Source organism: Streptomyces cyaneus (genome assembly GCF_004028635.1).
Lineage (GTDB): Bacteria > Actinomycetota > Actinomycetes > Streptomycetales > Streptomycetaceae > Streptomyces > Streptomyces cyaneus.
Map to the genome: position 1 here is coordinate 600,856 of NZ_ML138678.1, position 26,992 is coordinate 627,847.

A 26,992-nucleotide genomic window follows, 5' to 3' on the forward strand; every position below is an offset into this window, starting at 1 on the left:
AGTTCCCCGCGCCCCTAGGGCATCTACTCCCTGCCTGCAGAAGCGAACCGCATGTCCGCGTACCGGTCGCCCGCCACCTTCGCCGCGATCGGCTCCAGCAGCTCCATGTCCTGCTCGCCCAGGACGATCCGCGTCGCCGCCGCGTTCTCCTCCACCCGCGTCGGCTTGCGCGTGCCGGGGATCGGGATGACCGGGAGGCCGTGCAGTGCCGCCTGCTGCTGGACCCACGCCAGCGCGATCTGGCCCAGGGAGGCGCCGTGTGCCTCGGCCACCGTGCGGATCGGGTCCAGCAGGGCGGCGTTGGCGGCCGCGTTGTCACCCGTGAAGCGGGGCTGTTGGCGGCGGAAGTCGTCGGACGTCAGGTCCTCGGCCTTGGCGAAGGAGCCGGTCAGGAACCCTCGGCCCAGCGGGGAGTACGGGACCACGGCCACGTCCAGGTCACGGGCCGCGGGGATCACCTTCGGTTCGATGTCCCGGCTGAACAGCGACCACTCCGACTGCACGGCCGCGATGGGGTGGACGGCGTGCGCGGCGCGCAATTCCGTCGCCGTGACCTCGCTCAGGCCCAGATGCTTGACCTTGCCCTCGCGGACCAGTTCGGCCATGACACCGACGGTCTCCTCGATGGGGACGTTCACGTCGCGCCGGTGCATGTAGTAGAGGTCGATCGCGTCGACGTCCAGGCGCTTCAGGCTCGCCTCGATGCACTGGCGGATGTAGGGCGTGTCGTTGCGGATGATCCGCTTCGTCGGATCGTCCGGGTCGATCGCCAGAGCGAACTTGGTGGCGATGACGACCTCGTCACGGTGCGCCTTGAAGAAGGGGGAGAGGAATTTCTCGTTCTCGCCCGCGCCGTACGCGTCCGCCGTGTCGTACAGCGTGACGCCCAGTTCCAGCGCCCGCTCCAGGGTCGCCCTGGACTCACCCGCGTCCGAGGGGCCGTACGCGAAGCTCATGCCCATGCAGCCGAGGCCCTGGACGCCTACCTCGGGGCCCGTCGAGCCGAGTCGTGCCGTCGCGATCCTGCTGTCCGTCATCCGGCCTTCTCCACCTGTTCCGTCTTCTGCTGCTCGTACGTCTTGTCCTGCTGGTGCGTCTCGTCCTGCTCGTACAGGCGCCCCGCGTCCGCGTAGAAACTGATCTTCCGGTCGAGTACGGCCAGCGTGTCCTGGAGCTCGGCGATCCGGGCGAGCACGTCGCGGCGGGTCGTCTCCAGCAGCTCGAAGCGCTCGCCGAACGTGTGGTCGCCCTCGCGCACCAGCTCGGCGTACCGGACCATGTCGGCGACCGGCATGCCGGTCAGCCGCAGCTTGCCGACGAGGTCGAGCCAATCCAGGTCGCGGTTGCTGTAGCGGCGCTGGCCGGTGTGCGAGCGGTCGATGTGCGGCATGAGGCCGATCCGCTCGTACCAGCGCAGGGTGTGGGCCGTCAGGCCGGTGAAGGCGACGACCTCGCTGATCGTGTAGCTGTCCTGGCCCTCCGGGCGCCGGTGCGGGTGCGGTGGAGCGGCACAGCTGTCGGTCCTGGTACTCGTGGTCTCCATCACCGTCATGCGCTCCACGCTATGACCTTGGAGTGCGCTCCAAGCAAGCGGAAACGGTAAGAAAACCACGGGACATGATGTGATCGCCCTGGTTAGCGTGCGGGACATGAGTCTCGTACGCCGTGCCCTGCCCGAGGACGCCGCCGAAGTGCTGCGGCTGCGTCAGGTGATGATCGACTCGATGGCTCCGACGGCCGGTGCCACGGACTGGCATGCCGAGGCGCTGCCGACCCTGCTCGGCCGACTGACCGAGCCGGACGGCGACCTCGCGGCGTTCGTCGTCGACCATCCGGAGCGGCCGGGCGCGCTCGCGGCGCTGGTCGTGGGCACGCTGGAGTACCGCATCGGGCGGGCCGGCAATCCGCACGGGACCATCGGGTACGTGTTCAGCGTCGCCACCGACCCGGACGCGCGGCGCCGCGGGTACGCGCGCGCGTGCATGGCGGAGCTGCTGGACTGGTTCCGTGAACGGGGCGCCGGATACGTCATGCTCACCGCGTCCGCCGACGCCGAACCGCTGTACACGTCGATGGGCTTCACCCGGGACCCGGACCCCTCGATGCGGCTGCACCTGTGAGCGGCTTAGGCTCACAGGCATGTCCTTGCAGAGCCTCGCACTGATCGAGAACTGGCCGGTTCCCACCGCTGCCGCAGGTGTCGTACGAGCCGACGGCACGGTCCTCGGCACCCACGGCCCCGTCGGGCACCGTTTCCCGCTGGCCTCGGTCACCAAGCCGCTGGCCGCGTACGCGGTGCTGGTCGCCTACGAGGAGGGCGCGGTCGAGCTGGACGAGCCGGCCGGGCCGCAGGGCTCGACGGTGCGGCATCTGCTCGCGCACACCTCGGGGCTGGCCTTCGACGAGCACCGGGTGACGGCCCCGCCCGGCGAGCGGCGGCTGTACTCCAACGCCGGGTTCGAGCAGCTCGGGGACCACATCGCCAAGGCGACGGACATTCCGTTCGCGGAGTATCTGCGGCAGGCGGTGCTGGAGCCGCTGGGCATGACGGCCACCTCGCTGGAGGGCTCCCCGGCCAAGGACGGGGTCTCCACGGTCGAGGATCTGCTGCGGTTCGCGGCAGAGGTGCAGGCGCCGCGGCTGCTGGACCCGCGGACGGTCGCCGACGCGATGACCGTGCAGTACCCGGGGACGAAGGGCGTGCTGCCGGGGTACGGGCATCAGAACCCCAACGACTGGGGGCTCGGCTTCGAGATCCGTGACGGCAAGTCCCCGCACTGGACGGGCTCTTCGTCCTCGCCGCGCACCTTCGGGCACTTCGGGCAGTCGGGTACGTTCCTGTGGATCGACCCGGACGCGCGCGCGGCCTGCGTGGCGCTGACGGACCGGGCGTTCGGGCCGTGGGCGGTCGAGGCGTGGCCGGGGTTCACGGACGCGGTGCTCGCCCAGCTGTAGCCTGCCCCGCCCCGAGGGTGTCGGCCTCCCCCTCGGCGTCGATGTGCGGCATGATCCGGTCCAGCCACCGGGGCGTCCACCAGGCGTGCCGGCCCAGCAGCGTCATCACGGCGGGCACCATGAGCAGGCGCACCACCGTGGCGTCGATGAGCACGCTGACGGCGAGGCCGAGCCCCAGCATCTTCACCACGATGTTGTCGCTGACGATGAAGGCCGCGAAGACGCTGACCATGATCAGTGCGGCGCAGGTGATGACCCGCGCGGTGATCTCCAGCGCATGGGCGACCGAGGCCTTCGCGTCCCCGGTGCGCAGCCAGGCCTCGTGCACCCGGGAGAGCAGGAAGATCTCGTAGTCCATGCTCAGCCCGAAGATGATGGCGAACATCATCATCGGCACATAGCTCTCGATGGGCACCTTGCCGTTGACGCCCAGCGCGGGCCCGCCCCAGCCCCACTGGAAGACGGCGACGACGACGCCGTACGAGGCGGCGATCGACAGCACGTTGAGGACGGCCGCCTTGACGGCGACGAGCAGGCCGCGGAAGACCGCGAGGATGATCAGGAAGGCCAGCCCCACCACGACGCAGATGATCAGCGGCAGCCGGCTCGCGACGATGTCGCGGAAGTCGACCTGCGCGGCCGTCGTCCCGGTGGCATAGCCCTTGGCGTCGGTGCCGGAGACCGCCTGGGGCAGGGTGTCGTCGACGAGCCGGTTGGTGAGGTCGGTGGTGTCCGCGCTCTGCGGGGACTTCGCCGAGTAGACGGTGCCGAGCAGGACGTCCCCGTCCTGCGTCGGCGTCAGCGGCGTCACGAAGGAGGTTCCGGACTCGTCGTTCAGGGCCTGCTGGGCCTTCGAGGCGAGGTCGGAGCGCTGGGAGTCCGGTACGGAGGTCTGGTCGATGACGATGGTGAGGGGCCCGTTGGAGCCGGGGCCGAACGCGTCGGTCATCAGGTCGTAGGCGCGCCGGTCGGTGAAGGACGTGGGGTCGGCGCCGTCGCCGATGTGGCCGAGCTGGATCGAGAAGAGGGGGATGGCCAGCACCGCGACGGTGACGACGCCCGCGCTCAGATACCGCAGCGGATGGCGCTCCACGCGCTGGGCGTAGCGGTGCCAGGTGCCCTGGGACGCATCGCCCTCGGCGTCGGTCTCGGCGACGGGCTTGCGCAGGTGGTAGCGGTCGACGTTGCGGCCGATCAGCCCCAGCAGGGCCGGGACCAGGGTCAGCGCGCCCAGGACGGCCGAGACGACCGTGACGGCCGCGGCGACGCCCAGTTTGCCGATGAAACTCACGCCGGACACCCACAGGCCCATGAGGGCGACGACCACCGTCGTACCGGACACCAGCACCGCGCGTCCGCTGGTGGCGGTGGCCTGGCCGGCGGCGTGCACCGGGTCCGCGCCGTCCATGAGCTTCTGCCGGTGACGGGTGATGAGGAACAGGGCGTAGTCGATGCCGACGCCGAGGCCGATCATCGTGGCGAGGGTGGGCGACACCGTGGCGAAGGGGAACGCGATCGCGAGCAGCCCGAGGCAGGCCAGCCCGCCGACCACGCCGATCAGGGCGGTGATCAGGGGCAGGCAGGCGGCGATCACACTGCCGAAGCCGATGAGCAGGACCACGATGGCGACCGCGAACCCGATCAGCTCGCTCACCCGGTCGTCGGCCTCGGGCCGCGCCAGCTCGCCGAGCGATCCGCCGTACTCGACATCGGCACCTGCGGCCCTGAGCGGCTGCACGGCGGCGTCGACCCCGTCGAGGTAGCTGTCACCGAGGAGGGACGGCTGCTCGTCGAAGCGGATGGTGATGTAGGCGGTCTTTCCGTCCGACGACACCGGCCCGACCTTCGAGGAGGTCGCGTCCAGCGGGTTCTGCACGGCCAGGACGTGCGGCAGTTTCTGCAGGTCGGCGACGGTGGTCGACATCTGCGAGCCGAGCGAGGTCAGGGCCTTGTCGTCGTCGTGCATGACGATCTGGCTGCTGTAGCCCCCGGCCTGCGGATCGTGCTGCTTCAGCACGTCGAGGCCGTCCTCGGACTGGACGTTCGAGAGGGCGAAGTCGTCGGAGTAGGTCCCGCCGTGGATGTGGTTCAGGGCCTGCAGCGCGCCCAGGGCGACCAGCCAGGCGACGATCACGATCACGAAGTGGTGGGCACACCACTCACCCAGTCGTCGCAGAACCCCCTTCGGAGCCTTACCCCGCCCCCCCTGCACCTTCGCGTGCACCTGCGCGTCTGGCCATGGCCCCGGCTCTTCCCTGCCGAGCGAGTGTCCGACCCCTCCATTGGACGCCTCTTGAACCACTCCGGCATCTCGGACACCACGCCTAACGGGCCGGCGGGGCCATCTCCCAGACCAGCAGCTCCGCCGCGCTCACCCCCACCGCCTCCACGCCCTCGGCATCCGCGATACGCACCGCGTCCCCGGCGCTCAACTCCTCGCCACCCAGGCGCACTTCACCGCGCACGACATGCACATACACATACGCCCCGTCCGGCACCGCAGTCCGTTCCCCCACCCCCAGACGCCGTACGTGGAGCATCGCGCCCGCCTCCGGGACGGCGTACGGCGTCGAGTCCGCGATGCCGTGGACGATCTCGTACGACGGGTCGCCGCCCGGCGACAGCGGGGCCAGCCAGGTCTGGATGAAGGTCAGGGGGCTGCCCGCGTCGTTGCGCTCCACGTGCCGCACGCCGCCCGCCGAGCTCAGCCGCTGCACGTCACCGGGGCCGACCCGGGTCTCGTGGCCGGTCGAGTCCCTGTGGGTGAGTTCGCCCTCGACCACCCACGTCACGATCTCGGTATGGCTGTGGGGGTGCTCGTCGAAGCCGGCGCCGGGGGCGAGCCGCTCCTCGTTACAGGCGATCATCGCGCCGAAGCGGAGGTTGTCGGGATCGTAGTGCGGGCCGAAGGAGAAGGCGTGGCGTGACTCGATGCCCGCTGCCGGATCCCCTCCGGGATAGCGCTCCGCGGCGCGCCGTACGTCCATCACGCCCCCACGGTATCCCTGCCGGACAGCCGGACCCCGACGCCGAAGCCCTCCGGTTCATTTCCTCGCCCCCGCCGCCCCTACCCGTCCCGTCCCTTGAAGGGGCTCCGCCCCTTCCACCCCGCTGGGGCTGCCGCCCCAGACCCCGCTGTCGGCCCGAAAGGCCTCGTCCTCAAACGCCGGACGGGCTGGAGGTGCACCCCCGTCCGCCATGGCACCGGGCAAGAGCCCACCAACCTCCACGGGTCCGACGACACCGGCCGCGAGGGAGCCGGAGGGGCGCGCCGGTGTCGAGAGGGCGATCGTGCTCGACCCTTCGGGCCTCCGCGCGTTCGCCCTCTCGACACCGGCTGGAGCGCCCCGCAGGCGACCGAGCCAGAAATTCGGCACCCCAGCTGCAAAAGCCGCAAAAGGCACTGCACAGCCGACCGAGCAACGGGGCACATCACAACCCTCTGGCACGCACCCCCGTCCCGATAAGGCAGTCTTGTCCCCGTGCCCGAACCCGAATCCCGTAAGTCCGAAGCCGCCGCGCACGCCGTCCACCCGCACTCCGCGACCCTGAAGCGGCTCGAGAAGTCCTCCGGTTCTCTCGCCGCGCAGGCCATCGCGCGGATGGACGAGACGCTGCCGTGGTACCGGGCCATGCCCCCGGAGAACCGTTCCTGGATCGGTCTCGTCGCCCAGGCCGGTATCGCCGCCTTCACCGAGTGGTTCCGGCATCCCGACGCGCCCCAGGCGATCTCCACCGACGTCTTCGGGACCGCACCGCGCGAGCTGACCCGCGCCATCACCCTCCGCCAGACCGTGGAGATGGTGCGTACGACCATCGAGGTCATGGAGTCGGCCATCGACGAGGTCGCGGCGCCGGGCGACGAGAGCGTCCTCCGCGAAGCCCTGCTGGTGTACGCCCGTGAGATCGCCTTCGCCACGGCCCAGGTCTACGCCCAGGCCGCCGAGGCTCGCGGTGCCTGGGACGCCCGGCTGGAGTCGCTCGTCGTGAACGCCGTGCTCAGCGGCGAGGCCGACGAGGGGGCGGTCAGCCGTGCCGCCGCGCTCGGCTGGAACTCCCCCGAGCACGTCTGCGTCGTCCTCGGCACGGCGCCCGACGGGGACAGCGAGCTGACCGTGGAGGCCATCCGGCGGGCCGCCCGGCACGCCAAGCTGCAGGTGCTGACGGGGGTGCTCGGGGACCGGCTGGTCGTCATCGCGGGGGGCAGTGACAATCCGATCGCCGTCGCCAAGTCGCTGATCGGACCGTACGCCGCCGGGCCGGTCGTCGCGGGGCCCGTCGTACCCGATCTGCTCGCCGCCACCCGGTCCGCGCAGGCCGCGGCCGCCGGGCTGAAGGCGTGTTCCGCCTGGCAGGACGCCCCGCGGCCGGTGCTCGCGGACGATCTGCTTCCGGAGCGTGCCATAGCGGGGGATCCGAGTGCGCGCGAGCAGCTGGTGGAGGAGATCTACAGACCGCTGGAGGAGGCCGGGTCGGCTCTCCTGGAGACGCTCTCCGTCTATCTCGAACAGGCGAGCAGTCTGGAGGGCGCGGCACGGATGCTCTTCGTGCATCCCAACACCGTGCGCTACCGGCTTCGACGTGTGACTGACGTCACCGGCTGGTCGCCTTCCGATGTACGCTCCGCGTTTACTTTGCGCATCGCGCTGATCCTGGGGCGTCTGGTCGACGGCGATCTCCAGCTCTAGGCTTTTGTCGGGGGCCCACAAAACCCCCTCGTGTTCTTCGTCCTTGTCCCCACGGGCGGCGCTGGCCGTCCCCAAGAGAGAGTGTGAGAGTGCTCGTACTCGTCGCTCCCGGCCAGGGCGCCCAGACGCCCGGCTTCCTGACCCCCTGGCTCGAACTCCCCGGTGTCCGCGGTGCCATCGAGGCATGGTCCGACGCCGTGCAGCTCGACCTCGTCCGTTATGGCACCGAGGGCGACGCGGAGGAGATCCGCGACACCGCGGTGGCGCAGCCGCTGCTGGTGGCGGCCGGGCTGGCCTCCGCGGCCATGCTCTTCGACGACCCGTCGGAACTGCCCCGGAAGGTCGGCGCGATCGCCGGCCACAGCGTCGGTGAGCTGACCGCCGCCGGGCTTGCCCGGGTGCTCCCGGACGAGGAGACCGTCCGGCTGGTCCGCGCCCGTGGCCTGGCCATGGCCGAGGCCGCCGCGATCACCGAGACCGGCATGTCGGCGCTGCTCGGCGGCGACCCCGAGGTGAGCATCGCGCACCTGGAGAAGCTCGGCCTGACCCCGGCGAACATCAACGGCGCCGGCCAGATCGTGGCCGCGGGCACCATGGAGCAGCTCGCCGCGCTGAACGAGGACAAGCCCGAGGGTGTGCGCAAGGTCGTCCCGCTGAAGGTCGCCGGCGCCTTCCACACGCATCACATGGGCCCCGCCGTCGAGAAGCTGGCCGAGGCCGCCAAGGAGCTCGTCCCCGCCGACCCGCAGCTCACCTACGTCTCCAACAAGGACGGCAAGGTGGTCACCAGCGGCGCCGAGGTGCTGGAGCGCCTCGTCGGCCAGGTCGCCAACCCGGTCCGCTGGGACCTGTGCATGGAGACCTTCAAGGAGCTCGGTGTGACGGCCCTGATCGAGATCTGCCCGGGCGGCACGCTGACCGGTCTGGCCAAGCGCGCGCTGCCCGGTGTGAAGACCCTCGCGCTGAAGACCCCCGACGACCTCGACGCGGCTCGCGAGCTCATCGCAGAGCACAGTGCCTGACAAGGAGCGCTAGAGCATGGCGAAGCTGAAGCCCAGCAAGGGCGCCCCGTACGCGCGCATCCTCGGTGTCGGCGGCTACCGCCCGACCCGGGTCGTGCCCAACGAGGTGATCCTGGAGACGATCGACTCGTCCGACGAGTGGATCCGTTCGCGCTCCGGCATCGAGACGCGGCACTGGGCGAACGACGAGGAGACGGTCGCCGCGATGTCGATCGAGGCGTCCGGCAAGGCGATCGCCGACGCCGGGATCTCCGCCCAGCAGATCGGCGGCGTGATCGTCTCGACCGTCTCGCACTTCAAGCAGACCCCGGCCGTCGCCACCGAGATCGCCGACAAGCTCGGCACGAACAAGGCCGCCGCCTTCGACATCTCGGCCGGCTGCGCGGGCTTCGGCTACGCCCTCACCCTCGCCAAGGGCATGATCGTCGAGGGCTCGGCGGAGTACGTCCTCGTCATCGGCGTCGAGCGACTGTCCGACCTCACCGATCTGGAGGACCGGGCGACGGCCTTCCTGTTCGGCGACGGCGCCGGCGCGGTCATCGTGGGCCCGTCCCAGGAGCCGGCCATCGGCCCCACCGTCTGGGGCTCCGAGGGCGACAAGTCCGAGACGATCAAGCAGACGGTGCCGTGGACGGACTACCGCACCGGCGAGGTCGACAAGTTCCCTGCGATCACGCAGGAGGGCCAGGCGGTGTTCCGCTGGGCCGTGTTCGAGATGGCGAAGGTCGCCCAGCAGGCGCTGGACGCGGCCGGAATCACCCCGGACGAGCTGGACGTCTTCATTCCGCACCAGGCCAACGAGCGGATCATCGACTCGATGGTGAAGACTCTCAAGCTGCCGGAGCACGTCACGGTCGCCCGCGATGTGCGCACCACCGGCAACACCTCGGCCGCCTCGATCCCGCTCGCGATGGAGCGGCTCCTGGCGACCGGTGAGGCGAAGAGCGGCGACACCGCGCTCGTCATCGGATTCGGGGCGGGTCTCGTTTACGCCGCCACGGTCGTTACTCTCCCCTAGGCACTCCGTGCCGGATCATGCGATCCGGCACGGGAACCAGCACCACCTGCCGCTGCCGCGGCGGGCGCAAAACCCTCTGATCAACCCTGAACAACAACGAAGGAGCGCCAAGATGGCCGCCACTCAGGAAGAGATCGTCGCCGGTCTCGCCGACATCGTGAACGAGATCGCCGGCATCCCGGTTGAGGACGTCCAGCTGGACAAGTCCTTCACCGACGACCTGGACGTCGACTCGCTGTCCATGGTCGAGGTCGTCGTCGCCGCCGAAGAGCGTTTCGACGTCAAGATCCCGGACGAGGACGTCAAGAACCTCAAGACGGTCGGCGACGCGACCAACTACATCCTCAAGCACCAGGGCTGATCCACCGATCAGGCCTTTGGGCTGACTGCCCCGCCACCCGGCGGTGGCGCCGCTGAATCCCCATTCCGTTGGAGAAAGAATTCCCGTGAGCCCGACCAATCGCACCGTGGTCGTCACCGGTATCGGCGCAACCACACCGCTGGGTGGCGACGCAGCCTCTACCTGGGAGGGCCTGATCGCCGGACGTTCCGGCGTCAAGCCCCTGGAGCAGGACTGGGCCGCCGAGCAGGCGGTCCGTATCGCGGCGCCGGTCGCCGTGGAGCCGACCGAGGTCATCCCGCGGCCGCAGGCCCGCCGACTGGACCGCTCGGCGCAGTTCGCGCTGATCGCCGCCCAGGAGGCCTGGAAGGACGCCGGGTTCGAGGCGAGGGCCGGCGAGGACCCGACCGTCGACCCCGACCGCCTCGGTGCGGTCATCGCTTCCGGCATCGGTGGCGTGACGACCCTGCTCGACCAGTACGACGTGCTCAAGGAGAAGGGCGTCCGCCGCGTCTCCCCGCACACCGTCCCCATGCTGATGCCGAACAGCCCCTCCGCCAACGTGGGTCTGGCCGTGGGCGCCCGGGCGGGCGTGCACACGCCGGTCTCCGCGTGTGCGTCGGGTGCCGAGGCCATCGGCTACGCCATCGAGATGATCCGCACGGGCCGCGCCGACATCGTCGTCGCGGGTGGCACGGAGGCGGCGATCCATCCGCTGCCGATCGCCGCGTTCGGCAACATGATGGCGATGTCCAAGAACAACGACGACCCGCAGGGCGCGTCGCGTCCCTACGACGTCGCCCGCGACGGCTTCGTCCTCGGTGAGGGCGCCGGTGTCGTCGTCCTGGAGTCCGCCGAGCACGCGGCGAAGCGCGGTGCCCGCGTGTACGCCGAGGCGGTCGGACAGGGCATCTCCGCCGACGGCCACGACATCGTGCAGCCCGAGCCGGAGGGTCGGGGCATCAGCCACGCCCTGCAGAACCTGCTGGAGCGAACGGATCTGGACCCGTCGGAGATCGTGCACGTCAACGCGCACGCGACGTCGACGCCGGCCGGTGACATCGCCGAGCTCAAGGCGCTGCGGAAGGTGTTCGGTGACGATGCGGACCACATGGCTGTGTCCGCTACGAAGTCGATGACCGGGCATCTGCTGGGTGGTGCCGGTGGTGTGGAGACGGTCGCGACCGTGCTCGCGCTGTACCACCGGGTGGCTCCGCCGACCATCAACGTCGAGAACCTCGACCCCGAGGCCGAGGCGAATGCCGACGTCGTCCGTGGTGAGGCTCGGAAGCTGCCCGTCGAGGGCCGGATCGCTGCGCTGAACGACTCGTTCGGGTTCGGTGGGCACAACGTGGTGCTGGCGTTCAGGACGATCTGAGATCGGCTTTGACTGAAGATGGCCCGGACTCTGGGAAGAGTTCGGGCCATTCGCCGTTGGTGAACCTGATTTCGGCCGGGTGCGGGCCGCCTTGGGCTGGTCGCGCAGTTCCCCGCGCCCCTAAAAGACCGCCGCCCAGGTCTCTCTAGACGACCTGGTGGAGCCAGCGGACCGGGGCGCCCTCGCCTGCGTACCTGAAGGGCTCGAGTTCGTCGTCCCACGGCTTGCCGAGGAGCTTTGCGATTTCCGCCTCCAACTCGGTCTCGCCGCGCTGCGAACGCGCCAGGGCCGCCCTCAACCGGTCCTCCGGGATCAGGATGTCGCCGTGGATGCCGGTGACCGCGTGGAAGATGCCCAGGTCGGGGGTGCAGCTGTAGCGCTCGCCCTCGGCGGTGGCGCAGGGCTCGGCCGTCACCTCGAAGCGGAGCAGGTGCCAGCCGCGCAGGGCGGACGCCAGCTTGGACGCCGTGCCTGCCTCGCCCTGCCAGGAGAACTCCGAGCGCCAGGTGCCCGGCGCGGCGGGCTGCCGGATCCAGTCGAGGTTGACGCGCGTGCCTAGCACCCCGGCGACGGCCCACTCGACGTGCGGGCACAGCGCGCGCGGCGCGGAGTGCACGTACAGAACTCCACGTGTCGTCACCGGGACCTCCGGGCAGAGCGGACATCTTGCGAACTGGCGGACGGCAGTGGCCGGGCAGCCACGTTGATGGCGAGGCTACCGTGCGGCGGCGCAAGGAGTGTGACGTACCGTCGGTCCCGGTGCCGCGAAACGCCTGCCATTCACCCGCCAGGACGCTTGTACGGGTGTGAGCCGTTGCATGAGACGGGCGGGAACCCTCGTGCGTTGTTATTGGTTGGACACCATGACGGGTCAACCATGACGGGGCCGAACGAGGGGATGGACCGGGGCATGCGGAAGCGACGGCACGTTGCGCGCGCTGTCTTCGCCGCCGTGACCGCGGCTGTGCTGGGCGTGGCCGGTTGTGACGCCGTCGGGGGCAACTCCCCGGCCCCGTCCGGCACCGACACGCAGAGCGCGCGCCCGTCACCCAGGCCGACCCCGGCCTGGGATCGCAGCCCCGCCTCGATCGCGGCCGTGGGCGACTCCATCACGACCGGTTTCGACGCCTGTACGGTCCTGTCGGACTGCCCCGAGGTCTCCTGGGCGACCGGCAGCAGTGCCAAGGTCGACAGTCTCGCCGTACGGCTGCTGGGGAAGGCGAAGGCGGCCCGGCACAGCTGGAACTACGCCGTGACCGGGGCGCGGATGGCGGACGTGGCCGGGCAGATGGCCCAGGCGGTGAGGCGTGAGCCGGAGTTGGTGGCGGTGATGGCGGGGGCGAACGACGCCTGCCGCGACACGGCCGACGCGATGACCTCGGTGGCCGACTTCCGCACGCAGTTCGAGGACGCCATGGGCACGCTGCGGGACGCGCTGCCGAAGGCCCAGGTGTATGTCGCGAGCGTGCCGGATCTGATGCGGCTGTGGGAGCAGGGCCGTACGAATCCGCTGAGCAAGCAGGTGTGGGGGCTGGGTATCTGCCCCTCCATGCTGAGGGACCCCGACTCCCTCACCACGACGGCGAACCAGCGGCGCGAGACCGTGCAGGAGCGGGTCGAGGCGTACAACAAGGTGCTGGAGCAGGTGTGTGCGAAGGACCGGCGGTGCCGGTTCGACGGCGGCGCGGTGTACGAGTTCCGCTTCGGCGCCGAGCAGCTGAGCCAGTGGGACTGGTTCCACCCGAGTGTGAACGGTCAGGCGCGGCTGGCCGAGATCGCCTACCGGGCGGTCACGAACTAGTGTTTCGCGCATGAGCGAACACTTCGGCACACTTTCCGACGGCACTCCGGTGCAGCGCTGGACCCTGGAGCGCGCGGGCGTACGGGTACGCGTCCTGTCGTACGGCGGCATCGTGCAGTCGCTGGAGGTGCCGGACCGGGACGGGCGGGCGGCGAACGTGGTGCTGGGCTTCGCCGACCTGGACGGTTATCTGTCCCACCCGGGGCCCTATTTGGGCGCCCTCATCGGGCGGTACGCCAACCGGATCGCGGGCGGCCGGTTCCCGCTGGACGGCCTGACGTACGCGCTCGATCCCAACAACGCGCCCAACTCCCTGCACGGCGGCGAGCGCGGGTTCGACAAGCGCGTGTGGGAGGTGACGCCGGTCGAGCACGGTGTGCGGCTCAGCAGGGTCAGCCCGCATGGTGAGGAGGGCTTCCCGGGGCGGCTGGAGGTCTCGGCGACGTACACCCTGGAGGCCGACGGTGCGCTGCGGATCGCGTACGAGGCGGTGACGGACGCGCCGACCGTGGTGAATCCGACCAACCACAGCTACTTCAACCTCGCCGGGGCCGAGTCCGGTAACGCGGGCGGTCATGAACTGCGGCTGGCCGCATCCCGGTTCACCCCGGTCGACGCGGACCTCATTCCGACCGGCTCCCTGGACGAGGTCGCGGGCACCCGCTTCGACTTCCGCGAGCCGCGGAAGGTCGGCGCCGGGTACGACCACAACTTCGTGCTCGACAAGGGGGTGACGGCGGGCGCGGAGGAGGTCGCCGAGCTGTATGACCCGTCGACCGGGCGGGCGCTGTCGGTGGCGACCACCGAGCCCGGCCTCCAGCTCTACACCGCCGACCATCTGAGCGAGCCCTTCGCCCCGGGCGACGGCATCGCGCTGGAGACCCAGCACTTCCCCGACTCCCCGAACCGGCCGGAGTTCCCGAGCACCGTGCTGCGCCCGGGCGAGGTGTTCCGCTCGGAGACGGTGTACGGCTTCTCGGTGCGCTGAGCCACTCGCCTCGGCGGGCACCGGCCCCACCGTGACAAAACGAGCCCCGGTCCAGGTGTCAGGGTCCTGGACCGGGGCTGTTCCTGGGTACTTCTCCCGGATCAGACGTTAATGGTCGCCACCACTCGACGGTCGGAGATCGAGCGACCGGCCTGGATCTCGTACGAACCCTTCACAAAGGTCCACGCATTGGTCTTCTCGTCCCACGTCTCGAAGGCACGGCGTGGCACTTCGACCACCGCCTCGACCGTCTCCTCCGGCCCCGCCTCCACCCCCGCGAAACCGGCCAGCAGGCGCGCGGGCCGGTCGGCGCCGGGCTCGGTCGGCGCGAGGTAGACCTGCACGACCTCGCGCCCCGCACGCGCGCCGGAGTTGCGGACGCGGACCGTGACCGTGGCCCCCTCTGTCCCCTCGGCCCCCTCGTTCCCCTCGACGGTCCCCTCGACCTTGACGGACTCGTACGTCCAGTCGGTGTAGCCGAGGCCGTGCCCGAAGGGGTACGTCGGGGTCCTGCCCTCCTTCTCCCAGGCGCGGTAGCCGATGAAGACGCCCTCGGTGTAAGGGAGTTCGCCGTTGGACGGAGCGACCTGGCTGACCGGTGCGTCGGTCAGGGAGCCCCAGGTGGTGGGCAGTCGGCCGCCCGGCTCGTGCGTGCCGGTGAGGACGTCCGCCAGGGCCGCGCCGCCCTCCTGGCCGGGGAACCAGCTCAGCAGGACGGCGGCGACGTCCTCGCGCCACGGCAGCTCCACCGGGGAGCCGGAGTTGACGACCACAACGGTGTGGGGGTTGGCGGCGGCGACGGCGCGGACCAGGTCGTCCTGCCGGCCGGGCAGCGTCAGGTCCGTGCGGTCGAAGCCCTCGGACTCGACGCGCTCCGTGGTCGCGACCACGACGACGGCCGTGTCGGCGTTCCGGGCGGCCTCGACAGCCTCGGCGATCAGTTCGTCGGGGTCGCGCGGCGGGTCCTGGTGGGCGAGGGCGAAGATGACCGCCTGCATCGGGGTGTCTTCGATGTGTTCGACGAGGTAGGTGAGGGAGACCTCGACCGGTTCGCCGGCGGTCAGTTCGGCCTCGGCGCGGGGCGTGGGCTCGCCGAAGAAGGTGATGAAGGGGTCGTCCTTCGGTGGGGTCTGGACGTCGTCGAAGTACGTCGTGCCGCCGATGGTGAGCGTGAAGGTGCCGATGCCCTGGATGCCGAAGGTGTGCGAGCCGCTCTCGCGCGGGGTGAAGGTGCCGGTCAGCTGGACGGTGTGCAGCCGCTCGTGGGTGACGCCCTCGGGCAGGGCCGACGGACCCATCCACTTGAGCTGGCCGCCCGGCGCGGAGTCGGAGCCGATGACGTTGCCGTCGGGGTCCCGGCACACGGCGCGCAGTTCGAAGGCGGTGTCGAAGACGGAGAGTTCGCTGTTCGGGTCGGCGCCGACGGCGTAGGTGAGGGTGCCTTCGGGGAGGGCGGCGGTGAGGCCGTCGAGCGGGGAGACGATCCCGGCGGGGAAGACGGTGGCGGAGCCGCCGCCGAGGACGCGGGCGTCGCGGGCGGCGGCGCCGATGAGTGCGACCGTGCCGTTCGGTCGCAGGGGGAGGGCGCCGCCCTGGTTGCGGACCAGGACGAAGGAGCGGCGGGCGATCTCGCGGGCCAGTGCGCTGCCGTCGACGGTCTCGGGGAGCTCGGTGACGACCGGTTCGGCACCCTTCAGGATCCCGACGCGGGCGGCGAGCCGCAGGACGTTGCGCACGGCGTCGTCGACCTTGGCCTCGGCCACCTTCCCGTCCCGTACGGCTTGGGCGAGGGCCGGGCCGTACACCGTCTGCGGGCCGGGCATCGCGACGTCGAGGCCGCCCTCGATCGCGCCGACGGTCGACCGGGCGGCCAGCCAGTCGGAGACGTTGTAGCCGTCGAAGCCCCATTCGCCGCGCAGAACCTCGTTCACGAGGTAGTGGTGCTCGGTCATCGTCGTGCCGTTGACCGTGTTGTAGGCGGTCATGATGCCCCAGGGGTGGGCGTTCTCGACGATGATCTCGAAGGGTGCCAGGTACAGCTCGCGCAGGGCACGTTCGCTGACGGTGTTGTTCACCGTGAAGCGGTCGGTCTCGGCGTCGTTGGCGACGAAGTGCTTGACGGTGGTGCCGACGCCGCCGGACTGGACGCCGTTCACATAGCCCGCGCCGATCGTGCCCGTCAGGTACGGGTCCTCGCTGTACGCCTCGAAGTGCCGCCCGCCGAGCGGGGAACGATGGAGATTGACGGTCGGGGCGAGCAGCACATGGACGCCCTTGCGGCGGGACTCCTGGGCGAGCAGCACCCCTGCCCTGCGGGCGAGTTCGGGGTCCCAGGTGGCGGCGAGGGCGGTGGGCGAGGGCAGCGCGACGGACGGGTCGTCGGCGGTCCAGCGCACACCCCGGACGCCGATCGGGCCGTCGGACATGACGAGGGACTTCAGGCCGACCTCGGGGAGCGCGGGCAGCGTCCACATGTCCTGGCCGGAGAGCAGCCGTGCCTTCGCGTCGAGGTCGAGCCCGGCGAGGGCGGCCTCGACGACCGCCTCACGTGCTGCATCGGCCTGGGTGCGGGTTCCCGCCATCGCGGTGCCTCCTCGCTGAGTCACTTACACGTCTCAATGCTTCCTAGGTCACCGCGAAGGACTCGAAACCGCAACCATCAATTGAGGAACCCCCGGCGAGCACCCACGTCCGCGAGAGCGGCGACGACCTCCACCTCCACGAGGGCCTCCGGCCGGAAGAGCCTCGGCACCTCGAAGGTCATGCTGGTGGGCGGGGTGCCGGTGAGGAACTGCCGCCGCACGGTGCCGTATTCGTCCAGCGTGCCGATGTCGGTGAGGCAGGTGCGGATGTTGATGACGTCCGCCAGGGTCGCGCCGTGGGCCGCGAGCAGGGCCGCGATCGTCTCGAAGATGCCGCGGGTCTGCTCGGCGACGGTGGCGCCCTGCGCGATCTGCCCGGAGAGGAACAACAGGGCGCTGCCATCGGCGTGTTCGACTCGGGCGACCTGGGAGTAGTACGGGCTGAGGGGCTGGGGCGCAGAAGGCGGGTTGTCGATGGTGATCTGCATGCCGTCGACGCTAGGTCCCGTACTTGAGATGCGACAAGCGAATGTCCAGCATGGCTGCCATGCCGAAGCAGCATGAGTTCCCCGAGGTGTCCACCGTGTGGCTGAGGGCGTTCCTGGAAGTCGCCCGGCACGGCTCCTTCACCGGCGCCGCCCGCACCCTCGGGTGGACGCAGTCAGCGGTGTCCCGCCAGATCTCCACACTGGAGGGGGCGTTGGGCGGCGCCCCGCTGTTCGACCGGCTTCCGCGCGGTGTGCGTCTCACCGAGGCCGGGCGGATCCTCGTGCCGCATGCCGAGGCCGTGGCCGAGTCGCTCCACGACGCCGTGCGCGAACTCACCGCCCTGCGCGAGGTCAGCGGCGGGCGGTTGCGGTTCGGCGCCTTCGCCACGGCCGACGCCGGGCTGGTGCCGCAGGCGTTGGCCGTCTTCCGTACCCGCCACTCACGCGTCCACGTGACCCGCGAGGAAGGCCTCACCCCCGTGCTCCTGGAACGCCTGACCGCCGGCCATCTCGACCTCGCGGTCGTCTCGACCACGGGCCACGCCCCGCTGGAGGCGTACGAACTCCATCACCTCCTCGACGAGTCCCTGTACGTCGCCGTCCACACCGCCCACCCCCTCGCCCGCCACAAGGGCCCCGTACGGCTCGGTCGACTGGCCGACGCCGACTGGATCTCCGGCAGTTCCCGCCCCGAGGGCACCCTCCTCGACGCGGCCCTGCGGCAGGGCTTCCGGCCGCGGGTCGCGCACGTCGTCGGCGAGTGGACCGCCAAGCAGGGGTACGTCGCCGCAGGCCTCGGGGTTGCCCTGGTCCCGGCGTTGGCCGCCGGGTCCGTGCGTCCCGATGTGTGTCTGGTGCCGGTGCTCGACGAGGGCGGGCCGGCGCGGGCGGTGTACGCGGCGACGGCGCGGGGGCGGTCGCTGTCGCCGGCCGGGGCGGAATTCCTGGCGGTACTGCGGGAGGCGGCGGCGAAGATGCCCCACGCCATGGCGTAGACCACTCCCGTCACGCGATACTTCCGGCGTCCCGCCCGACGCATGCTCTGTCTCACCCCCCACCGTGACGGAAGGACCGGAACTCCCTTGAATTCCATACGCGTTCGCATCGGCGTCCTCGGACTGGCCCTGCTGGCAGGCCTCTCGGCTCCCACGGCCGGGGCTGCCGCCTCCGAAGCGGCGCCCGCGCCGACCGTCGAGGAACAGCGCCTCGACAGGACGGTCCCCCAGGAGATCCTGCGCCGCTCCGGATTCGACGCCCCGGCAACGGAGTTCGCCCGCGATCTCGATGCCGCGAGCTCCTACGCCCAGGCCCGCCGCATCGTCGTACGCGAGGGATCGGCGCTGTGGCGGAGGGCCGTCGAACGGGCGCAGGGGCGGGGGCCGACGGGCGGGGATCTGAGCCGGGACGACGATCGGCCGCTGTACTGGGCGCGGCTGTCGATGACGCGGGACGTGCGGACGTGGCAGCCGGAGTTCGCGCTGAGCGAGACCCAGCGGGCCGCGCTGCTGGATGCGTTGGAGCGGGGCTCGCGCGGTCAGACGGACATCGTCCCCCACTCTCGGCTTCGCTCGAGCGGGGGGACCCCCATCGCGCAGGGGAAGGGCATCCGGCGGATCCTGGTCACCGGGTTCGATCCCTTCACCCTCGACCGGGACATCCGTATCTCCAACCCGTCCGGGGCCACCGCGCTCGCACTGGACGGCACGGTGATCGAGACGGCGGACGGTCCGGCGCGGGTGGAGACCGCCGTGTTCCCGGTGCGCTGGCGGGACTTCGCCGACGGCACGGTGGAGCGGACGCTGCGGCCGTATCTGAGGCAGGTCGATCTGTTCACGACCGTGAGCCAGGGGCGCGTCGGGCGGTTCGACGTCGAGCGGACCAACGGGGCCTGGCGGGGCGGCTTCGGGGACAACGAGAACGTCTCCCGCACCGAGACCATCCCCGTCGCCGACCCGGCCTCGCAGCCGCAGTGGACGTCGACGACCCTGCCGTACGAGGAGATCGTCGCCGCGGACACCGGGCGCTTCCCCGTGTACGACAACACGAGCGTGACCGAGATCCCGGCGGGCGGCACGCAGGCCGTCGTACGCCCCGACGGGCCGACGCCCGGGTCGAGCGCGCGGGCCGGGGGCGGCGGGGACTATCTGTCCAACGAGATCGCCTACCGGGCGACGCTGCTCCGGGACCGGCTGGGGCTGCACGACGTGCTGCCGGGCGGGCATGTGCACACGCCGGTGCTGCAGTTCGGGGCGGGCAACACGGACCCGGCGACGGGGTCGGTGACCGACCCCGAGTTCGTGCGCAACCGGCTGGACATCATCGCCCAGGTGCGGACGATCCTGAAGGTGGCGGCGGGCAGCCCGGTCACCAGTTGACGGTCTCTCCGTCGGGCGCGGGCGCCGCTTCCTCCTGGGTCTCCTCGCCCAGCAGCTCCCGCGCCATGAGGGTGGCGCCCGCGACCGCGCCCGGCATCAGGAACACCGCGACGAACGGCACCAGGAAGGCAGCGGCGAGGGGCGTGCCGAAGCCCCACACGAGGGTCTTGCGGGAGCGGAGCACGGTCAGGCGGTCGCGGAGTTCGACGCGGCGGCGCTGGAGGGCGACCGCCGTGAGCTCCTCGGTGAGGAAGAAGCCGGTGATGACGACACCGATCACCGGTACGACCGTCTGGCCGACGACCGGGATGAACCCGAGGGCGAAGAGCAGCACGCCCCAGAGTGCGGCACGCAGCACGATCCGCAGACTGTCGCGGCCCGAGATCCACAGCTCGCGCCAGAGCGGCAGGCCGGACTCGGGGGCCGTGCCGTCCGGGGAGACGTCGCGGTCGACCTTCTCGGAGAGGCTCTCGTAGAAGGGCTGGCCGATCAGGAGCGTCACGGCGGTGAAGGTGACGACCGAGAGGAGCAGGCCCAGGGCGAACAGGACCGCGGTGAGGAAACCGCGGAACAGGCCCTGCCAGGGGCTCGACCAGTCGTCGGCGAACGGTGTCGACCAGGACACGAAGTCCTCGCCCCAGATCGCGAGCGCGACCAGTGCGGCCGCGTAGAGCAACAGGGCGATCAGGCCCGGGATCAGCCCGAACTCGTACTGTTTGCCGTGCCGGGCCACCCACCGCTGGCCCCTGAGGAGATACCTGAACCCGGTCCCAAGATCGCGCATGACGGGAACTCTAGTCGGGGCTTGTCACACCCGAGTCACGGTCACTTCGGCGCCGGGTCACCGCGCCCCCCGATCACCCCACCGCATCCCTCACACCGGGGTCACCGTCACCACAACCCCCCGCTCCGCCGCAGGCGACACCGCCGCCGAGACCCGTACCGCCGCCGCCCTGGCCACCTTCCCGGCCCTGGTCGCGGTCGCGAGGAGCAGGGGCTGGACCTGTTCCAGCGCGGAGACCACCAGCTCCTCCCCGGCTATGAGTACCGGCCGGGCCGCCTTCGTGGTCGCCGCCGCTGCCTCCGTGAGGTCGGCGAGGGGTGGGAGCGTCACGCGGACTGCGTTGGCGCCGGCGGCGGCCGCGCGTTCGGCGAGGGCCACCTGCAGCGGCATCAAGGGCGCCAGCGCGGCGGTCAACGCGTCGGCGATGCGGCGGAGTTCGGGGGACGACTCGCGCAGGACCTCCGCCGTGGAGCGCAGCAGCGGGGTCAGGGCGAGCAGGGCGCCCGCGGCCACGCCCGCCGTCGCCGGCAACAGGGGTGAGGTCGCCTCGACCAGCTCGCCGAGCGCCGCCGCGAACTCCTCCACCGCCGGCTCCACCGCGTCCAGCACCGGGAGCAGGCTGTCGCCGAGCACGGTCAGCAGGGCCTGTGCCGGTTCACTCACCGGGTGGACCGCGAGAGGCGCCCCGCTGGTGCCGAGCCGGGTGAGGGTCTCGACGATGCGGTAGAAGGCCTCCTGGGCCTGCGGGGAGGCGCTCGCCTCGGCCAGTTCGGCGGTGGTCTGCCGCAGTACGCGCAGGACCTCGGCGCCGGAACCGTCCCTGGGGTCGAAGGTGTTGATCGCGATGCGGGTGATGTTTCCGGCCGTGTCCAGGAGTTGGCCGGTGATGTCGGTGGTGCTGCGTGCCATGCGGAGTACGTCGTCCCTGCTGGGGAGCGAAGGGATCGTTGCCATGGGCTTTGCTCGCCTCCTGCCGCCGCTGGTCCGCTCTCAGCATGCCCCGTCCGGAGGCGCTCGCATGGGCCATCCGGGCTATCCGGGCCGTCCGTGACTCCAACTCCCTCTTGTTGCGGCTGAGTCGAACAGGTACACCTCGCCGTACCGATCTTTGAATGTTCCGGAGGAGGTACGCGTGCGCACGACGAGAACCGTTCCTGCGAGACCCGTTCTGATCACCGCCCTCACCCTCACCGCGGCGGGCTCCCTGCTCCTGACCCCGCACACCGCCGGTGCGGAACCCGGGCCCCCGGCCCGCCCCTCGCTCCACCCCCAGGTCCATCGCGAGGCCGCGCTCGACCAGCAAGCGGCGCTGACGCCCACGAGCGCCGCCCAGCGCGCCCTCGGCACCGCCGATGCGGCCTCCGCGGCGGTCGCGGACGACAGCCGCGGCTACCCCCGTCGGCAGGTCCTCACCCCCGACCCAGAGAACCCGGCCGACAAGTCCATCAAGCTCGGCCTCACCCCGTACCACGCCATCGCGCCCGAGCTGAACTCCCTGCAGGCCCTCGGCGACCGGGTGAGCGTCGAGGTCGCGGGCCGCTCGGCCGGCGGGCACCGGCTCTACCTCGTCACCGTCACCGCCCCGGAGACCGCCCGTCAGGCCCGCACACAGGCACGGATGCGCGAGCTCATCGAGAACGCACCCGCCGTCGCCGCCAAGTCCGCCGCGATCAAGCGGACCTACAAGACGCCCGTCTTCTTCAACAACAACATCCACGGCAACGAGTGGGAGGGCACCGATGCCTCCCTGAAGCTCATCGAGCGGCTCGCCACCGCCAAGGACGCCGACACGCGCGACCTGCTCTCCCACAGCCGCCTGTACTTCAACATCACCGCCAACCCGGACGGCCGTATCGCGGGCACCCGCCCCAACGCCAATGGCTTCGACATGAACCGGGACTTCGTCACCGCCTCGCAGCCCGAGGTGCGGGCGATGCGGCAGATCATGGTCGCCAAGCAGCCGGCCGTCATGCTCGACCTGCACGGCTACGTCAACGGCACCCTCATCGAGCCCACCACTCCCCCGCACGGCGAGAACTACGAGTACGACCTGTTCCTGAAGAACACCTACGCCAACGCCCTCCGCATGGAGTCCGCCGTCAACGGCCTCGGCTACACGCCCGCGAAGGACGGCGTACAGCCCGCGCAGATCCCGTTCCGGGACCAGGAGGAGGGCTGGGACGACTGGCCGCCGATCTTCACCCCGCAGTACGCGGCCTTCCACGGCACGGTCGCCGCGCACACGGTGGAGATCCCGCTGGCGGTGAACAACACCGCGTACAACACCCTGCCGGTCACCGAGCTGCGCCGCCGGTCCGCGATCAACGTCGACGTCGCCGGGGCCGCCCTGCGCGCCACCCTCGACTTCGTGCGGTCCGAGCGCACCTCGCTCGTCGCCGACCAGATCGAGGTCTTCCGGCGGGGAGCCACGGGCGCCGCGCAGGTGCCGGTGTCACCGCAGACCGTCCCCGGCGTCCCCGGTATCGGCCCCGAGGACGTCTACACGACCGCCTTCCCGCGCGCGTACGTCATCCCGGCCGGCACCCAGCGCCCGGCCACCGCCGCCGCCCGGCTCGTCGACCACCTCCGCGCCAATGACATACGGGTCACCCGCGCGTCCCAGTCCTTCCGGCTGGGCGGACGGACGTACGCCAAGGGCTCGTACGTCGTCGACATGCACCAGCCCAAGCGTGGCCTCGCGAACGTGCTGCTCGCGGACGGGCGGGACATCAGCGACAAGGTCTCGGTGATGTACGACATCTCGGGCTGGAGCCTCGGCCGGCTGTGGGGCGCGGCGGTGGAGACCCTGCCGCGTATGCCGTACGGCGGTGTCCTGCGCCCGGTCCGTACGGCGGCCTCCGTCGCGTACGTCGCCCCACGCGGCGACCTGCGGTTGGGGCTCGGCGACCCGAACGAGGTCGCGGCACTCAACTCCCTGCTGCGCAAGGGCGTCGAGGTGCGCCGCGCGGCCGACGGCAGCGCGATCGTGCCGGGCTCGGCGCGTCGGCAGGCCGCGGAGGCCGCCCTCGCGTACGACGTCGCCTTCCACGCGACGAAGCTCACCGGCACCGCCCCGCTGCACCGCACCCGCGTGGCCGCGGCCGTCACGCCGGGTGAGCTGTTCGCGTTGCGGGAGATGAACTTCGAGGTCACGCCGGTCTCGACGCGGGTGCTGAACGCCGGGTTCGACTGGTCGGCGGTGGATGTGCTGTTCGTGTCGGCGGGGCTCGACCTCGCCGACCTGGACGCCGGCGCCCGGACGGCCCTGGACGCCTTCCTCGACGGACACGGCCTGGTCGGCCGCGGTGCCACCGGGGCCGCGCTCAACTCGGCGGCCGGGCTGCTGGCCGCGAAGCCGGTCGAGGGCAACGGGGACGCCAACGGGGTCGTACGCGTGGTGAATTCGGGCGGTGTCCTGATGGCCGGCGCCCCGGAGCACGGCTTCGTGTACGCGCCCGTGTGGTTCACCGACCTCGGGCCGGGAGTGCGGGTCGAGCAGGCGTACGCGACCGGGAATCCGCTCCTCTCCGGGCACTGGCGGTCCTCGCAGGACGGATCCGGCGGCCCCGGGGACGCGGCGGGGCAGGCCTCGGTGATCAGCGGACCGCGGGCCGTGCTCTTCGGCACCGAGCCGCTCTTCCGCGATCACCCGAAGGGGGAATTCGCCCAGGTCGGACGGGCGTTGTTCGCCATGGCACAGTCAAGCGGCTCAGGTGAGGAGAGCGGATGACGCAGGAGATCCACGGGACCGTCGAGGACGGCTTCGAGGGCGTGCGCGAGGAGTTCGCCGCGTTCGTGGCGAGCGAACTGCCCGACTACGAGGGGCAGTTGTGCGCGTATGTGCGGGGCCGCAGGGTCGTCGACCTGTGGACCGGTGACGGCTGCGAGGCCGACTCCCTCTACGGCGTGTTCTCGTCCACCAAGGGCGCCGCTCACCTCGTGGTCGCGCTTCTCGTGCAGGACGGCACGCTGGAGCTGGACCGCAAAGTGACGTACTACTGGCCGGAGTTCGCAGCCGAGGGCAAGGGCGGGCTGACGCTGCGCGATCTGCTCGCGCACCGTGCGGGGCTGATCGGGCTCGACGCCGGGTTCACCGAGGACGAGCTGGCCGACGATGCCGCGATCGCCGAACGGCTCGCGGACCAGCGGCCGTTCTGGCGCCCCGGCACGGCGTTCGGCTATCACGCGCTCGTCATCGGCGCGCTCACCGGTGAGATCGTACGGCGGGCCACGGGCCGTTCGCTCCAGGAGGTGTACGAGGAGCGGGTGCGGGCGCCGTACGGCCTGGACTTCCACCTCGGGCTGCCCGAGCAGCTGGAGCCCCGGTACCGCTCGGTGCAGCCGATGGCGCCGACGCCGGAGCAACAGGCGGTGCTGGACTCGGTACCGAGGGGGCCGCACACGCTGGCCTCGATCGCCTTCAACACGCATGTGCCGAACCCGGGCGAGCTGGTGGACCACGCCAACTCCCGCACGGTGCGCGCGAAGGGGCCCGCGTCGGCGGGCGGGGTCGCGGCCGCGCGCGGGCTCGCCGGGATGTACGCGGCGGCGATCAGCGAGGTCGACGGGCGGCCGCCGCTGCTGAAGCCGGACACGATCGCCGAGGTCGGCCAGATCCACTCGACCGGGTACGACCTGGTGGCCCGGACCCACAAGTCCTTCGGGCTCGGCTTCCAGGCGGTCTCCGACACGTGGTACCCGTTCCTGGGTGCGGGGGCGTTCGGCCACAGCGGGGCGGGCGGTTCGCAGGCGTTCGCGGATCCGCGCAGCGGGCTCGCCTACGGCTACACGCGGCGGCGTTGCGCCTTCCCTGGCGGGGCGGCGCCGGAGAACGAGCGGTTGGTGAGGGCGGTGCATGGCGCGGCGCTGGCTGGCTGACTGACTAAAACTCGCCTAGTAGCTCGGGGGGTTCGGTCGTATCGCGGGTGCGGCCGTGTGGGGGCTGGTCGCGCAGTTCCCCGCGCCCCTATGGGCGTTGCCCGCCGCGGGCGAGGCCGCACCCTACGTCCAAGGGTGCGGCCTCCTCCGTACGCAACGAACCGTGTCAGACCAGCGTCACGGTGATGTTGCCGCGGGTCGCCTTCGAGTACGGGCAGACCTGGTGGGCCTTCTCGAGGAGCCCCTTCGCGGTCTGCGTGTCGACGTTCGGGATGTGCGCCGAGATCTCGACGATGATCCCGAACCCGTCGTCGTTCTTGCCGATGCCGACCTTCGCGGTGACGGTCGAGCCGGAGATGTCGGCCTTCTCCTGGCGGGCCACGACGCCGAGGGCGCCCTGGAAGCAGGCGCTGTAGCCGGCGGCGAACAGCTGCTCCGGGTTGGTGCCGGCGCCGCTGCCGCCCATCTCCTTGGGCGGGTTCACTACGACGTCGAGTTGGCCGTCGTCGGTGGCGACCCGGCCGTCGCGGCCGTTCTCGGCGGTGGCGACGGCGGTGTAGAGGACGTCGGTCTGCTGGATGGACATGCGGTGTCTTCTCCTCCTCGGTCCGCCGCGACTCGCGCCCACGATCGCGACAGAATTCGGAAAGAAGTTACCGCATGCCGGAAATCCAGCAACAGCCCTCCTGGGGCGTCAGAGCTTGACGATCATCTTCCCGGTGTTGTCGCCGCGCAGGACCCCGAGGAACGCCTCCAGGTTGTTCTCGATGCCCTCGACGACCGTCTCGCGGTACTTGAGCTGCCCCGAGGCGACCCAGGGGCCGACCTCCTGGACGAACTGCGGCTGGAAGTCGTAGTGGTCACCGACGAGGAGGCCCTCGATGCGGCCGCGGGTCGCGATGAGGCGGGCGAGGTTCTTCGGGCCGGGGGCGGGCTCGGTGTTGTTGTAGACCGAGATCATGCCGCAGATGGCGATCCGGCCGTGCGTGTTGAGCTGCCCGATGGCGGCCTCCAGGTGGTCGCCGCCTACGTTGTCGAAGTAGACGTCGATCCCGTCCGGGGCGGCCTCGCGCAGCTGCTCGCTCACCGAGCCGTTCTTGTAGTTGAAGGCGGCGTCGAAGCCGTACTCCTCGACGAGCAGCTTGACCTTGTCGTCCGAGCCGGCGGAGCCGATGACCCGGGAGGCGCCCTTGAGCTTGGCGATCTGGCCGACCTGGCTGCCGACGGCGCCGGCCGCACCGGACACGAAGACGACGTCGCCCTCCTTGAAGGAGGCGGTGCGCAGCAGGCCCGCGTAGGCGGTGAGGCCGGTCATGCCGAGGACGCCGAGGTAGGTGGACAGGGGCGCGGCGTCCGGGTCGACCTTCACGGCGCTCTTCGCGTCCACGGCCGCGAACTCGCGCCAGCCGAAGAAGTGCAGGACGTGGTCGCCGACGGCGATGCCCTCGGCGTTGGAGGCGACCACCTCGCCGACCGCACCGCCCTGCATGACCTTGCCCAGCTCGAAGGGGGCGACGTAGGACTTGGCGGCGCTCATGCGGCCGCGCATGTACGGGTCCACGGAGAGGTACTTGTTCCGGACGAGCACCTGCCCCTCGCCGGGCTTCGGCATCTCGGCCTCGACCAGGGCGAAGTCCTCGGCCTTGGGCCAGCCGACGGGGCGGGAGAGGAGGTGCCATTCGCGGTTGATCATGG

The 26,992-nt window shown here is 71.0% G+C and carries 24 protein-coding genes; 13 read left to right on the forward strand and 11 right to left on the reverse strand.

The genetic code is table 11. The features are described 5' to 3' along the window. Positions 1–23: 23 nt before the first annotated feature. Together EHO50_RS02690 and EHO50_RS02695 are read right to left on the reverse strand one after the other, a co-directional pair. On the reverse strand, positions 24–1,037 hold the full coding sequence (locus tag EHO50_RS02690; RefSeq protein ID WP_128428157.1) for an aldo/keto reductase: 1,014 nt from the start codon (positions 1,035–1,037) through the stop codon (positions 24–26). After that, a complete protein-coding gene (locus EHO50_RS02695; protein WP_128428158.1) occupies positions 1,034–1,552 on the reverse strand; it encodes a MerR family transcriptional regulator in 519 nt (172 codons plus the stop codon). Before EHO50_RS02695 ends, EHO50_RS02690 begins: the two co-directional genes overlap by 4 nt. Positions 1,553–1,649: 97 nt before the next feature. Here EHO50_RS02695 and EHO50_RS02700 point away from each other — a divergent pair, with 97 nt between their 5' ends. Together EHO50_RS02700 and EHO50_RS02705 are read left to right on the forward strand one after the other, a co-directional pair. After that, positions 1,650–2,120 (forward strand): GNAT family N-acetyltransferase, encoded by a 471-nt coding sequence (locus EHO50_RS02700; protein ID WP_128428159.1) that lies wholly within the window; start codon positions 1,650–1,652, stop codon positions 2,118–2,120. A 19-nt stretch (positions 2,121–2,139) separates the two neighbouring features. After that, positions 2,140–2,955, forward strand: coding sequence for a serine hydrolase domain-containing protein (locus EHO50_RS02705; RefSeq protein WP_128428160.1), 816 nt, complete (start codon positions 2,140–2,142; stop codon positions 2,953–2,955). Here the strand turns inward: EHO50_RS02705 and EHO50_RS02710 are convergent. Both EHO50_RS02710 and EHO50_RS02715 read right to left on the reverse strand, forming a co-directional pair. Then, on the reverse strand, positions 2,927–5,095 hold the full coding sequence (locus tag EHO50_RS02710; protein ID WP_425472114.1) for an MMPL family transporter: 2,169 nt from the start codon (positions 5,093–5,095) through the stop codon (positions 2,927–2,929). The genes EHO50_RS02705 and EHO50_RS02710 overlap by 29 nt on opposite strands. A 184-nt stretch (positions 5,096–5,279) precedes the next feature. After that, complete coding sequence (locus EHO50_RS02715) at positions 5,280–5,942, reverse strand: pirin family protein (protein WP_128428939.1); 663 nt, start codon at positions 5,940–5,942, stop codon at positions 5,280–5,282. A 495-nt stretch (positions 5,943–6,437) separates the two neighbouring features. Here EHO50_RS02715 and fasR point away from each other — a divergent pair, with 495 nt between their 5' ends. The 5 genes from fasR to fabF all read left to right on the forward strand — a co-directional run bounded on the left by fasR (position 6,438) and on the right by fabF (position 11,401). Continuing rightward, positions 6,438–7,643 carry a fatty acid biosynthesis transcriptional regulator FasR gene (gene fasR, locus EHO50_RS02720; RefSeq protein WP_128428162.1) on the forward strand — a complete coding sequence of 402 codons (1,206 nt, stop codon included), beginning with the start codon at positions 6,438–6,440 and terminating at the stop codon, positions 7,641–7,643. 89 nt (positions 7,644–7,732) lie between these two features. After that, positions 7,733–8,665 (forward strand): ACP S-malonyltransferase, encoded by a 933-nt coding sequence (locus EHO50_RS02725; protein ID WP_128428163.1) that lies wholly within the window; start codon positions 7,733–7,735, stop codon positions 8,663–8,665. Between the two features lie 16 nt (positions 8,666–8,681). Next, positions 8,682–9,683 (forward strand): ketoacyl-ACP synthase III, encoded by a 1,002-nt coding sequence (locus EHO50_RS02730; protein ID WP_128428164.1) that lies wholly within the window; start codon positions 8,682–8,684, stop codon positions 9,681–9,683. A gap of 112 nt (positions 9,684–9,795) precedes the next feature. Continuing rightward, positions 9,796–10,044 carry an acyl carrier protein gene (locus EHO50_RS02735; RefSeq protein ID WP_128428165.1) on the forward strand — a complete coding sequence of 83 codons (249 nt, stop codon included), beginning with the start codon at positions 9,796–9,798 and terminating at the stop codon, positions 10,042–10,044. 85 nt (positions 10,045–10,129) lie between these two features. Continuing rightward, positions 10,130–11,401: a beta-ketoacyl-ACP synthase II gene (fabF, locus tag EHO50_RS02740; RefSeq protein ID WP_128428166.1), complete on the forward strand. Its 1,272-nt coding sequence runs from the start codon at positions 10,130–10,132 to the stop codon at positions 11,399–11,401. 145 nt (positions 11,402–11,546) lie between these two features. Here the strand turns inward: fabF and EHO50_RS02745 are convergent, their stop codons facing one another. After that, positions 11,547–12,041 (reverse strand): DUF3145 domain-containing protein, encoded by a 495-nt coding sequence (locus EHO50_RS02745; RefSeq protein ID WP_128428167.1) that lies wholly within the window; start codon positions 12,039–12,041, stop codon positions 11,547–11,549. A 270-nt stretch (positions 12,042–12,311) separates the two neighbouring features. On the opposite strand from EHO50_RS02745, the gene EHO50_RS02750 reads away from it, so the two are divergent. Then, on the forward strand, positions 12,312–13,202 hold the full coding sequence (locus EHO50_RS02750; RefSeq protein WP_128428168.1) for an SGNH/GDSL hydrolase family protein: 891 nt from the start codon (positions 12,312–12,314) through the stop codon (positions 13,200–13,202). Between the two features lie 10 nt (positions 13,203–13,212). Then, on the forward strand, positions 13,213–14,190 hold the full coding sequence (locus EHO50_RS02755) for an aldose epimerase family protein (RefSeq protein WP_128428169.1): 978 nt from the start codon (positions 13,213–13,215) through the stop codon (positions 14,188–14,190). Positions 14,191–14,291: 101 nt separating this feature from the next. On the opposite strand, the gene EHO50_RS02760 is transcribed toward EHO50_RS02755, so the two are convergent. Together EHO50_RS02760 and EHO50_RS02765 are read right to left on the reverse strand one after the other, a co-directional pair. Further along, entirely contained in the window at positions 14,292–16,772 is a 2,481-nt protein-coding gene (locus tag EHO50_RS02760; RefSeq protein ID WP_128428170.1) for a glycoside hydrolase family 3 protein, read from the reverse strand. A 77-nt stretch (positions 16,773–16,849) separates the two neighbouring features. Next, a complete protein-coding gene (locus EHO50_RS02765; protein WP_128428171.1) occupies positions 16,850–17,260 on the reverse strand; it encodes a RidA family protein in 411 nt (136 codons plus the stop codon). A 50-nt stretch (positions 17,261–17,310) separates the two neighbouring features. On the opposite strand from EHO50_RS02765, the gene EHO50_RS02770 reads away from it, so the two are divergent. Together EHO50_RS02770 and EHO50_RS02775 are read left to right on the forward strand one after the other, a co-directional pair. Continuing rightward, positions 17,311–18,255, forward strand: coding sequence for a LysR family transcriptional regulator (locus EHO50_RS02770; RefSeq protein WP_425472115.1), 945 nt, complete (start codon positions 17,311–17,313; stop codon positions 18,253–18,255). Between the two features lie 87 nt (positions 18,256–18,342). Next, the gene (locus tag EHO50_RS02775) at positions 18,343–19,635 is read left to right on the forward strand and encodes a pyroglutamyl-peptidase I (protein ID WP_128428173.1); all 1,293 of its coding nucleotides are present in this window, start codon (positions 18,343–18,345) and stop codon (positions 19,633–19,635) included. Here EHO50_RS02775 and EHO50_RS02780 read toward each other — a convergent pair. Both EHO50_RS02780 and EHO50_RS02785 read right to left on the reverse strand, forming a co-directional pair. Next, positions 19,625–20,419 carry an EI24 domain-containing protein gene (locus EHO50_RS02780; RefSeq protein WP_128428174.1) on the reverse strand — a complete coding sequence of 265 codons (795 nt, stop codon included), beginning with the start codon at positions 20,417–20,419 and terminating at the stop codon, positions 19,625–19,627. The genes EHO50_RS02775 and EHO50_RS02780 overlap by 11 nt on opposite strands. A gap of 90 nt (positions 20,420–20,509) precedes the next feature. Further along, on the reverse strand, positions 20,510–21,373 hold the full coding sequence (locus EHO50_RS02785; protein WP_128428175.1) for a hypothetical protein: 864 nt from the start codon (positions 21,371–21,373) through the stop codon (positions 20,510–20,512). 178 nt (positions 21,374–21,551) lie between these two features. Between EHO50_RS02785 and EHO50_RS02790 the strand changes: the two genes are divergently transcribed. Both EHO50_RS02790 and EHO50_RS02795 read left to right on the forward strand, forming a co-directional pair. Next, on the forward strand, positions 21,552–24,149 hold the full coding sequence (locus EHO50_RS02790) for a M14 family zinc carboxypeptidase (protein WP_128428176.1): 2,598 nt from the start codon (positions 21,552–21,554) through the stop codon (positions 24,147–24,149). Continuing rightward, entirely contained in the window at positions 24,146–25,297 is a 1,152-nt protein-coding gene (locus EHO50_RS02795; protein ID WP_128428177.1) for a serine hydrolase domain-containing protein, read from the forward strand. The genes EHO50_RS02790 and EHO50_RS02795 overlap by 4 nt, the downstream gene beginning before the upstream one ends. Positions 25,298–25,463: 166 nt before the next feature. Here the strand turns inward: EHO50_RS02795 and EHO50_RS02800 are convergent, their stop codons facing one another. Together EHO50_RS02800 and EHO50_RS02805 are read right to left on the reverse strand one after the other, a co-directional pair. Further along, complete coding sequence (locus EHO50_RS02800) at positions 25,464–25,883, reverse strand: organic hydroperoxide resistance protein (protein ID WP_128428178.1); 420 nt, start codon at positions 25,881–25,883, stop codon at positions 25,464–25,466. A 108-nt stretch (positions 25,884–25,991) separates the two neighbouring features. After that, entirely contained in the window at positions 25,992–26,990 is a 999-nt protein-coding gene (locus EHO50_RS02805) for an NADP-dependent oxidoreductase (RefSeq protein ID WP_128428179.1), read from the reverse strand. Between the last annotated feature and the right edge of the window lie 2 nt (positions 26,991–26,992).

What these genes read in the sequence shown, in the direction of transcription:
- EHO50_RS02800 (WP_128428178.1), bottom strand. Translation starts at nt 25,883, where the DNA reads ATGTCCATCCAGCAGACCGACGTCCTCTACACCGCCGTCGCCACCGCC.
- EHO50_RS02755 (WP_128428169.1), top strand. Translation starts at nt 13,213, where the DNA reads ATGAGCGAACACTTCGGCACACTTTCCGACGGCACTCCGGTGCAGCGC.
- EHO50_RS02770 (WP_425472115.1), top strand. Translation starts at nt 17,311, where the DNA reads ATGGCTGCCATGCCGAAGCAGCATGAGTTCCCCGAGGTGTCCACCGTG.
- EHO50_RS02695 (WP_128428158.1), bottom strand. Translation starts at nt 1,552, where the DNA reads ATGACGGTGATGGAGACCACGAGTACCAGGACCGACAGCTGTGCCGCT.
- EHO50_RS02795 (WP_128428177.1), top strand. Translation starts at nt 24,146, where the DNA reads ATGACGCAGGAGATCCACGGGACCGTCGAGGACGGCTTCGAGGGCGTG.
- EHO50_RS02730 (WP_128428164.1), top strand. Translation starts at nt 8,682, where the DNA reads ATGGCGAAGCTGAAGCCCAGCAAGGGCGCCCCGTACGCGCGCATCCTC.
- EHO50_RS02700 (WP_128428159.1), top strand. Translation starts at nt 1,650, where the DNA reads ATGAGTCTCGTACGCCGTGCCCTGCCCGAGGACGCCGCCGAAGTGCTG.
- EHO50_RS02715 (WP_128428939.1), bottom strand. Translation starts at nt 5,942, where the DNA reads ATGGACGTACGGCGCGCCGCGGAGCGCTATCCCGGAGGGGATCCGGCA.
- EHO50_RS02705 (WP_128428160.1), top strand. Translation starts at nt 2,140, where the DNA reads ATGTCCTTGCAGAGCCTCGCACTGATCGAGAACTGGCCGGTTCCCACC.
- EHO50_RS02765 (WP_128428171.1), bottom strand. Translation starts at nt 17,260, where the DNA reads ATGCAGATCACCATCGACAACCCGCCTTCTGCGCCCCAGCCCCTCAGC.
- EHO50_RS02750 (WP_128428168.1), top strand. Translation starts at nt 12,312, where the DNA reads ATGCGGAAGCGACGGCACGTTGCGCGCGCTGTCTTCGCCGCCGTGACC.
- EHO50_RS02785 (WP_128428175.1), bottom strand. Translation starts at nt 21,373, where the DNA reads ATGGCAACGATCCCTTCGCTCCCCAGCAGGGACGACGTACTCCGCATG.
- EHO50_RS02760 (WP_128428170.1), bottom strand. Translation starts at nt 16,772, where the DNA reads ATGGCGGGAACCCGCACCCAGGCCGATGCAGCACGTGAGGCGGTCGTC.
- EHO50_RS02690 (WP_128428157.1), bottom strand. Translation starts at nt 1,037, where the DNA reads ATGACGGACAGCAGGATCGCGACGGCACGACTCGGCTCGACGGGCCCC.
- EHO50_RS02735 (WP_128428165.1), top strand. Translation starts at nt 9,796, where the DNA reads ATGGCCGCCACTCAGGAAGAGATCGTCGCCGGTCTCGCCGACATCGTG.
- EHO50_RS02780 (WP_128428174.1), bottom strand. Translation starts at nt 20,419, where the DNA reads ATGCGCGATCTTGGGACCGGGTTCAGGTATCTCCTCAGGGGCCAGCGG.
- EHO50_RS02805 (WP_128428179.1), bottom strand. Translation starts at nt 26,990, where the DNA reads ATGATCAACCGCGAATGGCACCTCCTCTCCCGCCCCGTCGGCTGGCCC.